This window comes from Vibrio sp. sp1 (genome assembly GCF_016920955.1).
Lineage (GTDB): Bacteria > Pseudomonadota > Gammaproteobacteria > Enterobacterales > Vibrionaceae > Vibrio > Vibrio alginolyticus.
In genome coordinates, this window is sequence record NZ_CP060590.1 from 464840 (window position 1) to 478362 (window position 13523).

Below are 13523 nucleotides of genomic sequence, written 5' to 3' on the forward strand. Positions count from 1 at the left end.
ACTAGATCTAGAGCGTAGATACTGTCCGTTTGTTGGACGTACAGTATCTACGTAAAGAACATTAATTTGCTTGTTTGACTGCAACTTTACGTTTTGGGGAGAGGAGTGAATACCCCATGTATCCGATGCAAGCGGTAGCGACAAGAATAGAGCAGCCACGCATAAAGTTAATCAGCATAGGAGCGTTGTCGGTAAACGCGTTGATCCCCCAAAGCATCACGAGAGAGAATACAAACATCACTAGTAAGCCATAACATGGAGCATCGATTTTGCCGGGAACGACATACCAACCATCTTCCTTGATTGGTTTATTTAGACGAGCATATTCCGCTTGCTGGCCTTTCACTGTGTAAAGATGCATTTCATCTTGTTTACCCGTCAGGAGAAGGCTAGCAATGTAAGCGACAACGGCATTCACAAGGACGCCAATCACGCAATACCAAGGCCACGCAATATCGGTCGCAACGGCTACATACCAAATCACCAAGAAGCTAGCAGCAACGCCAATCAACAAGCCTTTTTCCGTAATGTGTTTTGAGTAGAACCCAAGGACAAACATACAGAAGCTTGCACCGACAAAGTAAGAGCCTGCCTTACTCAGCACTTCCAGTACCGAGCCTGTGCTGGTGGCAAACATGATCGCTGGAATGATGACCAAAATCGCCCACGCCACCGTGAAGAAACGCGATACCTTCAAGTAATGCTCTTCCGACTCGTTTTGCTTGTAGAAGCGTTTGTAAAAGTCAGCCACAGAAACGGTCGCCATTGAGTTGAACGCAGAGTCGAGACTTGACATACTTGCCGCCAGAATCGCAGCGGCAATGATGCCCATCAAGCCTGGCATTCCATATTCACTCGCATAATGAAGAATGATGGTGTTGCCGTTTTCAAACTCTTTACCGTCGTAATAAGCGTTGAATAGGACACCAAGCAAGATAAAGACAAAGTAAATAAAGAAGGCCACGTAGCCCATCATCAACATTGCCTTTTTCGCATCGCCCATGTTTTTCGCGGCCATACAACGTTGTACCATCATCTGGTTACCGCCATACACGGTGGTGTGGAACATCGTCATTGCGATAACGCCAGCCCATACCGTCGTTACTTGGCTTAGGTCAAAACTTGTTTGTAGGGCATCGGTCATTCCTTTCGCTTTGAGCTCTGCCATGACCTCCGTCATTGGAGAAGGCATGCCATTCCAAACGGCTTCAATGATGATGAATGCGCCAATAAATAAGATTACGGCTTGAATCACATCGGTCCAAATGACAGCCGCGATACCGCCCATTACGGTGTAGATAAGGGCAATTGCAGTGACGATCATGATGCAGTACATGACGTCGATACCAGTAATGAACTCTAAAATCATTGCTGTCGCATAGAGTACCGCTGCCGAGCTCAATGCTTGTTTGATAAGGAAGATAAACGACAAAGTCAGTCGTGAAGCCTTACCGAAGCGTCGTTCTTGATACTCGTAGATGGAGGTTAAACCGCTGTTGTAGAAAAACGGCATAAACACAGCCACGATGAAGAAGATAACGAGCGGGTAATTGAGGTGAATCGCGATAACCGACAGACCTTCTTTGTAAGACCAAGCTGGCCCGCCAAGGAAAGACATGGCACTCACGTAAGTACAAACGACAGAAATACCGATCGCCCACCAAGGGATGCTCTTATCACCCAAGGCGAATTGGCTAGCCGAAGTGACTCGCTTTCCGATTACTGCACCCAGTACTAGCGTGAGGGCGATGTATCCCCCAAGGATGCTCCAGTTAAGTGCGCCAAACTCATGCATAATTAGGTCCTTCTAACTGTTCTTTCATTTGTGCAAACACGTCATAGCCAAGTTGCAGCAGGATATGAACGATGTCGATCGCCACCCAGTTTTCTTTCAGTAAATCTCCTTCGCGTCGCCAAATGTCCATAACGCGAAGTTCGATGTGTTTTCCGGTTGGGGCAAGACCGAGCCAGCCACTGTGACCAGTGTGAGTACCATGCATATGTGGCCAACCACCTGTGGATACGTAGTCATTTTTGGCCAAAAAATTGACCTCAATATCGACACTTCGATCTGGGAACGCAAACACAAATGGCGCTTGGTGCTGGTTACGGAAACCTTTGATACCGCGCGTCGTGCCAATACCTGCTGGGCCGTACCACATGAAGTCATTGTGCCAGTAGTTTTCTAAATCCATCGAGAAAAGATCTTGACCATCAAAACGACCCAAGCAAGACAGCATATCTTCAACCAGCTGGGCGCTCTTTTCACTTTCTTCCAAAGACACAACAGATTGTTGAATACCGTTAGAAGTTGCAGGAGAAGGAACCAAGCCATCGTGACCTAAGCTTTTACGAAGAGGGTTGCAGCCTGCTTGATTCATCGCGTCGATGAAGTCTGGGATCATGTAAGATTCGGTGATTTGGTCGTTCTCCACACACACCATTTCGGTGTAACGCAAGTAGAGTGTTTTCCCTGTTGCTGGTATGCCAAATAGTGGTTGTTCAAATGTACCGATAAAGTAGCCGGTAGAGTTGTACCAAGTGCGGCCTTCGTATTCGCCGTGCATCACAATTATTGGTCGGCGCTCGGCGTCAGGCAAAGCATTAACAAGTGGTGAGAGGAAAGATTCGTGGGTTGCATTTGGGCCATTAAGATCGTTCACAGGGTGCGCCACGCACCATTTTACGTCAGGGTTCAAAGCTTGCAGAGCGGCCTGTTTTTGCTCGATGTCTGCGGCTTTGAAGTAGTTCTGGTAGAACTGTTCGATGATGTTGAGTGACATGTTGCTTCCTTACTGTCTGTGATTTTAATAAATAGTGTTTAGTCAGCCGTTAGCCTTGCTGTAGCAGGATTTGCTTCCAGATTGCGGTCTCGTCAAACAAAGTGAATTCGCGACGAAGACCCCAAGGGCCAAACTCAGCGTGGCTGATCCCCATGATGTAAACCTCTTTTCCTGAAGGCTTACCAAACATCCCATATCCCTCATGCTTACCGTGCAAAGACCATCGAATTGCCGCGCGTGGTGACATCATGTCGTCATCCCGGCCAATACGATGGTGAACGGTAAATTGAGCATTTGGGAAAGACGCACGAAGTGCCATCCAAAAATGATCGACTTCCGAGTGTGATAGGGCATTTTGACCGCCAGTGTATTCGCCGATGCAAGCGCGGTCGTACTCTTTCGGTACTATAGAGAACTCGGCATTCATAAGGCTTCTGAGAATTGCTTCATAGCGCTGACCATATTCGTTGTCGTTGCCTACGCCCAAATAAGGTCCAGGAATGTCGACTTCAGGTGTGAACGGAAATGGGCTTGATTCCACGCCACCTTCAAATTCGATTTGTTGGCGTGCAAACTCTTCTGACGTCATACCCAGTTGTTTCGCGATATCGGCTTGATCGCGAACCAACCATTCGTCATTGATTTGGTTATTGATAGCGTGGCAATCTGCGATAATACGGAAACGAAGTTTGCGGTTCGAGGCTTGCCCGTAGAAGCCGTTGCCACTGTGTGTTGCAGTAGAGATGATTCGATGAGAAGAAAGCATGCCTTGTTCCGGGGTGCCTGACCAAATGACGTCTTCGCCATATAGCGTGCGATCGGGAAACTCGGCCAGTGTCGCCATTGTTGCACTGATCACCCCTTCGTTTCCTTGAACGATAGAGAGTGGAGTACGCACAACAATGTCGGGAGAGTAGTAGTGTTCTAAGGTGTTTAAACCTCGGTCTTCCCAAATCTCTTTTGTGATACCAAGAATGTAGTCGGGAAAATCACGCCACTTTTCATCGAAGCCAACCATGGCCATAAATCACCTCCGTAATTGAATAATTATGTTTTGATTACGTATTCAAAATATATCATGTTGCCATTTTGTCAACGGATTGTTTTTCAATTGTTTAAATAGCGTGCTGATGATCAGATTTTTAACAATTGAGCGGAAAATAAACTAAAAAAGTACAGGAGAGATGGAAGCTATCTCTTATCTAGACGTGTTAATAAGAAAGGAAGTCAAAGTTTTTTGTATGAATTTCCTAATATCTTATTGTTTTTAATCGCTTAATTTATTTTTATCTGTTTGAATGGAAACAAATGATTAAGCCAAAACTGATAATCATGCAGATCAAGGCACCCAAATAGACTTTATCGCTAACATTCAGCTATTTTGGTGTCAATTATCCTTATATCTTTCAAATTTTCCTTTTGCATACGAATGCTTTAAGGCTTTTTATTAAATCGGAAGTAAATAACGAATAAGCCACTAGAAAGGTGTTTATCTAGTGGCTATAACAGTCATAAGCGCTCTATGAGTGCAACGATCAGGATAAAAGCGCAGGTAATGATAGCGAGATGGCAGGGATGAAGGTAATCAACATCAAGGCCACTATCATTGCACCAATCCAGCCCATGATGGCTTTAGAGAGCGACTCTATCGGTACTTTGCCTACCTGACTTGCCATAAACAGGTTGGCACCCAGAGGAGGCGTAACAAAGCCAATGGCCAAGTTCACGATCATCACGATCCCAAAATGAACGGGGTCCATGCCGAGTGCTGACGTAATGGGTAACAGAATTGGCGTGAGAATAACAATGGCTGCCAGCGTTTCCATAAAGGTACCGACAAGCAACAACAGGACATTGATGCAAAGCAGTATCAGAAGTTTGTTTTCAGTAATCGATAGAATGAACTGAGCAATCTCGGTCGGTAGACGTTCTAGGGTCAATATGCGGCCAAACGTCACGGACGCACCCACAATGACGAGCACAGCGCCAACTAACAGTGACGACTCTAGAATGATTTTCACCACTTGCGTTGGTTTGAGTTCTTTATAAACAAACATGCCAAAGAATAAGCCATAGAGAACTCCGATGGCGGCTGATTCGGTAGGCGTGAAAATGCCGGAATAGATGCCACCGAGAATGATAACGGGTAGTAGCATTGCCCAACTGGCTTCTTTTAGCGCATCAAGACGCTCTGCCCAAGTCGCTTTGTGCTCGTTACCTGTGTAGCCCCGTATTTTGGAGACAATCAGACAGTAGCCGATCAATACCATACCAACGACCAAGCCAGGAATGATGCCCGCCATGAACATCTTGGTGACCGAGACCTCAGCAGTGATCGCGTAGACGATCATCACCACAGAAGGCGGAATAATGACACCAATCCCGCCGGAAGAGGCTATCAAGGCACCTGCAAAGCTGCGGTCGTAGCCTTTCTTCACCATCGAGGGAATCATCGTCAGGCCGATAGCGGCAACAGTGGCAGACCCTGTACCAGAGATGGAAGCGAAGAACATACACGCCACAATGGCCACGATGCCAAGCCCGCCAGTAAAGTGGCCAAAGAAGACCTCCGCCACATGCAATAATCGTTTTGAGATCCCTCCTTGGCTCATAAGGTTACCTGCCAAGGTAAAAAGAACGACGGCGAGGAGAGGGAAAGAGTCGAGCCCTGTTACCATCCCTTGGACTAAAAACTCGATGTTAAGAAATGGCAGACTGAGTATCGCGACCATACTGGCTGCCGCCAGAGCAATACCGACCGGAACGCCAATGAGCAGAAGCAGACCAAAGCTGCCAAACAAAAGTGCAGACGTCATGCGTTAAACTCCAATAGTCGGTTAGAAGTACGATACTTTGCTTTGATATGGCGATAGCGTTGGCGAGAAAAGCGAACTCGTTCATTGCTGGTGGAGCACGCGTTCACACGTTGATAAATGCTTGTCACTAGGCGCGCGCAGCTTAATAGTGCGCAAACTAAAACAGAGGTATACAAACACGCAATAGGAATTTCCATTGCGGGTGCAATCTGACCGAGTTGCAGGCTGCGGTTTATAACCTTAAATCCAAACCAGGCGACAGTGGCACTAAAGGCAAGGTAGATAAGATCAGAGACAATCAAACTGAATTGCGTCCAATTGCCCGGAAGTTTATCTATGAACACACGAATGCGGATGTGTCGATCATCTCGGATACAATAGCTGATGCTCAGGTACATCGCCCATACGAATAAATAACGTGCCAGCTCTTCAGACCACGCGATCGTTGCGTCAAATAGGCGTAGTGCGATTTGCAAGCACAGTAAAGTTGTCATCGTCGAGATCGCGATAACGATAAGGGTAGGTTCTAGGTATTTGTCTAGTAAGCGAAACCACTTCATGTTCACCTCCAAAACGAGAAAGCACGACCTGTTGCCAGATCGTGCAAAAGAGTGGGAGTTATAGGCGTTCTATCTCGGCCATCACGTTGTCAAACAAGTCTTTACCCGTTTTACTGCGCAAGTCCTGGTACACGGCCGCATTCATTTTCTCTTTCATGATGCTGCGTACCTCGTCTGGGACGATGTTAACCGTCATGCCTTTTGCTTCGAGCTCTTTGATTACTTCTTGGTTTTGCTGCGCGGCGAGCTCACGCTGTTTTGCGATGGTTTCTTTGCTTACTTCACTGATCAGCGCTTGTTGTGCGGCCGGCAGTGAATCCCAAAACGATTTGTTCATGAACAACACGTAGTTGGTGTATATATGGTTAGTTAAAGAGAGGTACTTTTGTGCCTCGTAAAAACGTTCGGCATAAATAGAGTAGATAGCACTTTCTTGAGCGTTAATCAGGCCTTGTTGTAACGAGGTGAAAATTTCTCCCCAAGACAGAGATGTTGGCGCAGTACCAATAGATTTCCACGCGCTTATTTGAGTGGGGTTAGATGCCGAGCGAATCTTTAGCCCTTTCAGGTCCTCAATACTATCAATTGGCTGTTTGTTGTTGGTCACGCTACGAAAGCCGACCTCCATAAAGCCAAGTCCATGAAAGCCTTTTGATTCCATAGCATTCAACAATGGTTGTCCGATCTTCTCACTGTCGAGCGCTTTGTGTGCTTGCTCTTCGCTATCAAAAAGGTAGAACACGTCGAGCACGTTAAACTCTGGGACGTAGGGAGAGAGTAAAACTGACGCACCAAACGTCATTTGTAAGTTGCCTTGCTGTACGAGTTCAGTCGTCTCACGCACATCGCCTAGTTGTCTCGCCGGATAGATTTCAACTTCTATCTCACCGTTTGAGCGAGCTTCCACTTCTTGTTCGAAATAGAGCATTGCTTTGTGTACGGGAGAGGTTTCTTGACTGTCATGAGCAAGACGAATAACACTGGTTGCAAACGTATTCATACTGCTAAATGCAAGCCCCAGTGCGGTAAGTGAAGTAAGGATTACTTTCTTCATCGTTCTTCCTTGTTTCTGGTATGACCTGCCATTGGTATTCGTCGGCAAGTCACACAACTTTTTATGTTTTTATAAATTAGTTGAGCAATTCATATCCATTTTGCATACGAATCCAAAATAAAACATTAAAGTAACAAGTCAATAACAAGATTGATAAATTGATGAGGAATTAAATAACGATTGGTGAAAATTTAATCGTGATCACAGAAAATGCCTTACTCGAAAGCAAGGCATTTTGTTTATGAAGAATGAATAAAAATGGATTTATTAAATGGTGCTACTACGTTCGATCAAGGTGCCTTGCTCGAAAAGGTATTCGCCAGTTGCATCCAGGTTGCCGTTGATTCGATTCATCAAATCTTCAACCGCTCGTTTAACAATTTTGTCGACTGGTTGAGCAATGGTGGTCAAATCATAGCTCGGCCATGCAGACATCGGAATGTTATCTACACCCATCACAGAGAAGTCTTGGGGGATCTTTGCTCCGGCTTGTCGCAAGCCATCCATCACACCCATGGCGAGGATGTCGTTTGCACAAAAAATTGCATCGGGTTTGCTAGTGTGCGACAAGATCGCTTTCGCCGCTTCTAAGCCTGCTTCAAAGCTGTACTTGGCTTGGATAAAGGTTGGTGACGGGGAGCCGAGTTCTTGCAATTTTGAAGAGAAACCCAGCCAACGCTCTTCACTGGTCATGGAGCCAGCATCGCCACTGATATAAGCACACTGTTTTGCGCCTTTCTGCGTTAAATACTCGGCTGCTTGTTGGCCCGCCAATCGGTTATCAATACCAGAGCTATTGGCATTAATACCCTCGGCGTAGCGGTTAATCAAGCTTAAATGAACGCCAAACTTTTCGCATTGGGCAAACGCGCGTGAGGTTAAACGGCTGGTGGCGATAACGAGTCCGTCCACTTGGTATTCAATGGCGCGTGAAATGGCGAGATCGAGGTCGTCCTTGTCGATAGGGCAAAGCACAACTTGTCCGCCTCGCTTTTGAATTTCGACAGCCAAAGCACGAGATTGCATGTCGTACATTGGGTTTGATTCGCTATCTAACGCAATCGCCACTAAGCCTGAACGATTCGAAATCAGACCTCGGGCGATGGCATTCGGTGTGTATCCGAGCTTAGCTGCGGCATCCATCACCATTTTGCGTTTCTTCTCGCTAATACTCGCAGTCGGGCTGAATGCTCTAGATACCGTCGATTGAGAGACGCCGAGCATCTTCGCGACGTCGATCGAAGTTACTTTCGCTTTAATGGTGATACTCCTTATTTAAGGCCATTGAACCTTCTCATACGTGCTGAGTGTATGGGCTAGGGGATTTCTGTGTCTAGAGCATTACATTGATAAGGCGTAAATATCAGAGAAAACTCAAGAATTCATCACATTTCTCTCTTGCTTGAAGCCATCAATGATCATTTTGTGTTCAGACCCAACACAAAAGAAGCTAACGCCGAGTTCACGCCATTCCCGAGCTTGTTGAGCCGTCGAGACAAACATGCCAACAGGTTTATTGGCGGCTCTGGCCGCTTCGATTACTCGCATACTTGCTTGTGCGACTTTCTCATCATGAACGCTATCAGCACCATAAGCGACAGTGAGATCAACTTGGCCAATGAAGAGCGCATCAATTCCTTCAACATTGGCAATCGCTTCAACATTTTCAACCCCTTGAGGGTCTTCAATTTGTGCAATGACAATCGTATTCGCACGGCTGTCTTTTAAGTGTTCAACCATGGGCTTAGTGGCGTATTGCGCTGCTCGACTGGAACCAGCATACCCTCGGCCACCTTCGCCGTAATGGCAGATTTTCGCCAGTTGCGTCGCTTGCTCAGCAGTACAAACATGGGGAATTTGTACACCCGCCGCGCCACAGTCAAGCGCGTTCAAAATGGTTGAAGGAGCGCTGTCTTGTACTCGTACCACGCACGCGAGGTCATTCGCTCTGGCCGCCATGATGCACAGATCAAGCGAGGAACGATCGAAAGGTGCGTGCTCTGCATCCAGTACCACAAAAGGCAACTCTGCCAGTGCCAATACCTCGATAATGTGAGGATGAGGGGTTTTAACAAATGTACCTAATAGCGTTTCTTTAGTCAGACGTTGCTTAAAATTGCTCATAATTCTCTCCTTTGCAAAGGTATGCAAAAACTAACACGGTGAAATGTAAATGATGAGTAAAAATGATGTGATCTAAAACTCATTTTTGATTAAAAATTAAACTCAATCAAGGTCCTTATTACTTACTTTTATTTGTTTAAATTAATCAATACAAAGGCTTAAGGGTGGTTTTTTTGGTTTGTTGACTTAACTTGTCAAATGTTAATTAAGTGTTTAATCTGATTTTGCATTCGTATCCAAAAGCATAAAAATAACCGTTCGTCAGCCTCAATGTTCAAGGAGAAACCCAATGGCACGCATTTTAAAAAACGGAATCACTGAAGAAGCATCAGCATCAAACGACGCAAAAGTGCGTCAGATTGTTGAAAACATTCTTGCTGATATTGAATCGAAAGGTGATAGCGCTGTACGTGAGTTGTCTGAAAAGTTTGATAACTGGTCGCCGGAGCAATTCCGCCTGTCAGAAGAGCAAATCCAAGCCTGTGTGGATGCGCTTGATGAATCGACTCGTCATGATATCGAGTTCGCTCAGCAACAAGTTCGAAACTTTGCTCAAATTCAACGTGACTCAATGAAAGACGTCGAAGTAGAAACCATGCCTGGTGTGGTACTGGGGCATAAAAATATTCCAGTCAACAGCGTGGGTTGTTACATCCCTGGCGGTAAATACCCATTGGTTGCATCCGCTCACATGAGTGTACTGACGGCGAAAGTCGCGGGCGTAAAACGTGTTATTGCTTGTGCGCCACCGTTTAATGGCCAGCCGAATGTGGCGATTGTCGCTGCGATGGCAATGGCGGGTGCGGATGAAATCTATTGCTTCGGTGGTGTTCAGGCGGTAGGTGCAATGGCTCTGGGGACGGAGACTATTGCACCGGTCGATATGATTGTAGGGCCGGGTAACGCATTTGTAGCAGAGGCAAAACGTCAGTTGTTTGGTCGCGTCGGTATCGATTTGTTTGCAGGCCCAACGGAAACCCTAGTCATTGCCGATGAGAAAGGCTGTGACCCGGAATTGGCAGCGGCAGACTTGCTTGGTCAGGCTGAGCATGGTTACAACTCTCCCGCTGTATTGTTGACCAATAGCGAAACATTTGCGCAAGAAACCATCAAAGAGATCGAACGTCAGTTAACCATTCTCCCAACGGCTGAAGTTGCGGGTAAAGCGTGGGCAGATTACGGACAAGTGATTGTGTGTGATAGCTACGAAGAAATGGTGGAAGTGGCAGACGATATCGCTTCTGAACACGTGCAAGTGATGACGGAAGATCCTAAATACTTCCTAGATAACATGACCAACTACGGTGCCTTGTTCCTAGGTCGTGAAACCAACGTTTCTTACGGCGATAAATGTATTGGTACCAACCATACACTGCCAACGAAGAAAGCGGCGCGATACACCGGTGGTCTTTGGGTAGGTAAATTTATCAAGACCTGTACTTACCAGCGTGTAACGGAAGCTGCGTCGCTAAAAGTCGGTGAGTACTGCTCTCGCTTGTGTGCACTCGAAGGTTTTGCTGGCCACAAAGAGCAAGCGGATATTCGTGTGCGCCGTTACAAAGGCAAAGTGGAAGAGGCGTAATATGTCGAAACTTGCCTTAGTCACAGGCGGCAGTGGCGGACTGGGTGCCGCCATTTGTCGCAAGCTAGCTGAATCGGGATATCGCGTAATTTTGACTTACAACAGTAATCAGAAAGCGGCCGAGGATGTGCTTTCCTCGCTGCCACGTAACGAGCATCTAGCATTCAAATTGAACGTGGCAGATTCTAGTGCGATTGAACAGCTTAAACATCAAGTCAGTGAAATAAGCGACAAGCTGGATTTGTTGGTCAACTGTGCGGGGATGACGAAATTCGTCGCGCACTCTGATTTGCAAAGTTTAGATGACCAGCTGTTTGACCAAATTTTCCAAGTGAACGTCCGTGCGCCTTTTGCCATGGTTCGAGCGTTTGAGCCTTGGCTTAAGCAAGCCAATGGTTGTGTGGTGAACATTACTTCTATCGCGGCACAGACTGCGATGGGGAGCAACATTGCTTACTGTGCAAGTAAATCTGCCGCGGAGAACATGACCCGTTCTTTAGCTCGCGCTCTGTCTCCCGAGGTTCGAGTTCTGGCTGTTGCTCCAGGGCTTGTCGACACTGAGTTTGTCAAAGGCTTGGATGACGCATGGCGTAATCAACAAGAACAATCCACACCGCTTAAGCGTTTAGCCAATGATGAAGAAGTCGCTCAAGCCGTGTACGCCGCAGCAGAAGTTTTGACCTTCTCGACAGGCAATACCATCGCGGTTGATGGTGGGCGACCTTTAGGTCTGTAACACACTTTCGGTCTGTAACTAACTTTAGGCTTGTAACTAACAATTCAAAGGCTAGGTCCAAACAAGGACAACAAGGATTTACAATGACTCTACAATCTAAAATGAATAATAATCTGGTCCGCTACATGGAGCTGATTCCGGGTACGAGTGCGTTTATTGATGCGCGCACGCCAGGCAGTGATCTCAAAGATAACTTTTGTATTATCGGTGCCGGGGTGGCAGAGAGCAGTCGTCAGCATGTTCATATTCGCGATACGGCGGGCTTTAATATTGGTGCCGCAGGCCAACCGCCGGGCATCAAAAATTCGTTACATTCTCATCGCACCGCTGAGCTTTTCTTGGTGTTCAAAGGTCAGTTCCGCTTTTATTGGGGGAACGATGGTGAACACGAGGCGGTGTTGTCTCACGGTGACGTCATCTCGATTCCAACCAATCTCTTCCGTGGATTTGAAGTGGTTGGCCGCGATTACGGCTTTATGTTCTCGGTACTTGGCGGCGACGATTCAGGTGGCGGCGTTATTTGGCATCCAAACGTTATCAAAGACAGTCAAGGTTATGGTTTATACCTCAAAGCCGATGGCACACTTGTGGACACTATTAATGGCGACCCGGTGCCACAAGAATCAGAATTGATGCCGCTGCTTACCGAAGAAGAACTCGCGACCTTCGATACCTACACCGCAGAAGAGATGATGCCATTTGTCGCTCTGCAAAAAGATTATCGTGAAATCAAAGGCGATTTCGGCGGAAGCAACGTGAAACAATACGCCTTAACGGGTCATCCTTTGGCGAGTTATGACTTCCAAGTAAAGAGTGACGATGAAGTGAGCATCATGGCTTATGAGCTTTCTGAAGGTGGCTCGATTCCTCAACACTGCCGAGAAGAAAAACAAGTGCTTATCAACTTTGATGGCGATACTGAAGTCGTCCTCACGCATCAAGGCGAACAAGCGAGTGTTGTTTTAACGCGCGGTGATGTGCTGAATGTTCCAGAAGGTGCGTCTTATTCACTGACGAACTTGCGTGGTAATAGTTTGACGTATTGCATTCTTGGGTCTGATCAACCAAAGCCGCTTGCAGGAGAATAAAATGACGCAACCCACCTCGTTAGTTTGGCTACCCGGACTACTTTGTGATGGCACATTGTTTGAGGAAGTCAACCGAGCGTTGCCAAGTTGGGTTGAGCCTTCATGCCCGACGCTGGCCTCATTGCCGTCAATGGAACAGCTGGCGCAGAAAGTGTTGCAAGACGCACCGCAGGAGTTTGTCTTGGGTGGCTTATCAATGGGTGGGATTCTTGCCTTTGAGGTGTACCGTCAAGCGCCAAACAGAGTCAAAGGCTTGATCCTCATGGATACCAATGCAGCAGATGAAAAGCCAGAGGTGACACAAAAGCGTGATGCACTGGTTAGCCGTGCGTTAAGTGGTGAGTTTGAACGCATTACGCCTGACACTCTGATGCCTGTGCTGATTCATCCAAGCCGTTTGCAAGACAAAGCGTTAAGTGAGCGTATAGAAGGCATGGCGGTCAATGTAGGTTTGGAGGCATTTGAAGCACATGCTAAAGCGTTAGCAACTCGCCCGGATGCTCGACCTTTATTGGCGGACATTCAAGCTCCTACGTTGGTGATAACAGGTAAAGAAGATAAGCTTTGTCCGCTAGACAATCATCTGCTCATGGAGAGATGCATCCCAAACGTCACGCTTCATGTTATCCCTGAGTGTGGGCATCTATCTACGCTTGAGCAGCCTTTAATTATTAGTGAAGTGATGACTACTTGGCTTCAAGATAACTTTGCTTAGTGTTGATAAGAACTTCATCACTCACCACCTTAAGGCTACTTGGGTATAGGTGGTGAGCGATGAGT

At 46.7% G+C, this 13523-nt stretch carries 12 protein-coding genes; 4 read left to right on the top strand and 8 right to left on the bottom strand.

What is annotated here, in order from left to right; translation table 11 throughout:
* Nucleotides 1–61: 61 nt before the first annotated feature.
* The 8 genes from H9L11_RS17620 to H9L11_RS17655 form a co-directional block, all read right to left on the bottom strand.
* Nucleotides 62–1795, bottom strand: coding sequence for a sodium/solute symporter (locus tag H9L11_RS17620; RefSeq protein ID WP_203345554.1), 1734 nt, complete (start codon nt 1793–1795; stop codon nt 62–64).
* Entirely contained in the window at nt 1788–2783 is a 996-nt protein-coding gene (locus H9L11_RS17625; protein WP_205391327.1) for an ester cyclase, read from the bottom strand. Before H9L11_RS17625 ends, H9L11_RS17620 begins: the two co-directional genes overlap by 8 nt.
* Nucleotides 2784–2832: 49 nt before the next feature.
* Nucleotides 2833–3807 (bottom strand): ester cyclase, encoded by a 975-nt coding sequence (locus tag H9L11_RS17630; RefSeq protein WP_054574863.1) that lies wholly within the window; start codon nt 3805–3807, stop codon nt 2833–2835.
* A 511-nt stretch (nt 3808–4318) separates the two neighbouring features.
* Complete coding sequence (locus H9L11_RS17635; RefSeq protein ID WP_205391328.1) at nt 4319–5599, bottom strand: TRAP transporter large permease; 1281 nt, start codon at nt 5597–5599, stop codon at nt 4319–4321.
* Nucleotides 5596–6159, bottom strand: a complete 564-nt coding sequence (locus tag H9L11_RS17640; protein ID WP_205391329.1) for a TRAP transporter small permease — start codon at nt 6157–6159, stop codon at nt 5596–5598. Before H9L11_RS17640 ends, H9L11_RS17635 begins: the two co-directional genes overlap by 4 nt.
* A 58-nt stretch (nt 6160–6217) precedes the next feature.
* Nucleotides 6218–7213: a TRAP transporter substrate-binding protein gene (locus tag H9L11_RS17645; RefSeq protein WP_205391330.1), complete on the bottom strand. Its 996-nt coding sequence runs from the start codon at nt 7211–7213 to the stop codon at nt 6218–6220.
* A gap of 267 nt (nt 7214–7480) precedes the next feature.
* Nucleotides 7481–8437 carry a substrate-binding domain-containing protein gene (locus H9L11_RS17650; RefSeq protein WP_025768661.1) on the bottom strand — a complete coding sequence of 319 codons (957 nt, stop codon included), beginning with the start codon at nt 8435–8437 and terminating at the stop codon, nt 7481–7483.
* A 150-nt stretch (nt 8438–8587) separates the two neighbouring features.
* Nucleotides 8588–9337, bottom strand: a complete 750-nt coding sequence (locus H9L11_RS17655; RefSeq protein WP_025768660.1) for an aldolase/citrate lyase family protein — start codon at nt 9335–9337, stop codon at nt 8588–8590.
* 289 nt (nt 9338–9626) lie between these two features.
* Between H9L11_RS17655 and hisD the strand changes: the two genes are divergently transcribed.
* The 4 genes from hisD to H9L11_RS17675 all read left to right on the top strand — a co-directional run bounded on the left by hisD (nt 9627) and on the right by H9L11_RS17675 (nt 13458).
* On the top strand, nt 9627–10919 hold the full coding sequence (hisD, locus tag H9L11_RS17660) for a histidinol dehydrogenase (RefSeq protein WP_005374756.1): 1293 nt from the start codon (nt 9627–9629) through the stop codon (nt 10917–10919).
* Nucleotide 10920: 1 nt separating this feature from the next.
* The gene (locus tag H9L11_RS17665) at nt 10921–11655 is read left to right on the top strand and encodes an SDR family oxidoreductase (protein ID WP_047102420.1); all 735 of its coding nucleotides are present in this window, start codon (nt 10921–10923) and stop codon (nt 11653–11655) included.
* 83 nt (nt 11656–11738) lie between these two features.
* Nucleotides 11739–12743: a cupin domain-containing protein gene (locus tag H9L11_RS17670; protein WP_205391331.1), complete on the top strand. Its 1005-nt coding sequence runs from the start codon at nt 11739–11741 to the stop codon at nt 12741–12743.
* Between the two features lies 1 nt (nt 12744).
* A complete protein-coding gene (locus H9L11_RS17675; RefSeq protein ID WP_205391332.1) occupies nt 12745–13458 on the top strand; it encodes an alpha/beta hydrolase in 714 nt (237 codons plus the stop codon).
* Nucleotides 13459–13523 lie beyond the last annotated feature (65 nt).

Bases quoted from the DNA above. Each gene is read 5' to 3' on its own strand.
- H9L11_RS17675 (WP_205391332.1), top strand. From the start codon at position 12,745: ATGACGCAACCCACCTCGTTAGTTTGGCTACCCGGACTACTTTGTGAT.
- H9L11_RS17645 (WP_205391330.1), bottom strand. From the start codon at position 7,213: ATGAAGAAAGTAATCCTTACTTCACTTACCGCACTGGGGCTTGCATTT.
- H9L11_RS17640 (WP_205391329.1), bottom strand. From the start codon at position 6,159: ATGAAGTGGTTTCGCTTACTAGACAAATACCTAGAACCTACCCTTATC.
- H9L11_RS17620 (WP_203345554.1), bottom strand. From the start codon at position 1,795: ATGCATGAGTTTGGCGCACTTAACTGGAGCATCCTTGGGGGATACATC.
- hisD (WP_005374756.1), top strand. From the start codon at position 9,627: ATGGCACGCATTTTAAAAAACGGAATCACTGAAGAAGCATCAGCATCA.
- H9L11_RS17630 (WP_054574863.1), bottom strand. From the start codon at position 3,807: ATGGCCATGGTTGGCTTCGATGAAAAGTGGCGTGATTTTCCCGACTAC.
- H9L11_RS17635 (WP_205391328.1), bottom strand. From the start codon at position 5,599: ATGACGTCTGCACTTTTGTTTGGCAGCTTTGGTCTGCTTCTGCTCATT.
- H9L11_RS17650 (WP_025768661.1), bottom strand. From the start codon at position 8,437: ATGCTCGGCGTCTCTCAATCGACGGTATCTAGAGCATTCAGCCCGACT.
- H9L11_RS17625 (WP_205391327.1), bottom strand. From the start codon at position 2,783: ATGTCACTCAACATCATCGAACAGTTCTACCAGAACTACTTCAAAGCC.
- H9L11_RS17670 (WP_205391331.1), top strand. From the start codon at position 11,739: ATGACTCTACAATCTAAAATGAATAATAATCTGGTCCGCTACATGGAG.
- H9L11_RS17665 (WP_047102420.1), top strand. From the start codon at position 10,921: ATGTCGAAACTTGCCTTAGTCACAGGCGGCAGTGGCGGACTGGGTGCC.
- H9L11_RS17655 (WP_025768660.1), bottom strand. From the start codon at position 9,337: ATGAGCAATTTTAAGCAACGTCTGACTAAAGAAACGCTATTAGGTACA.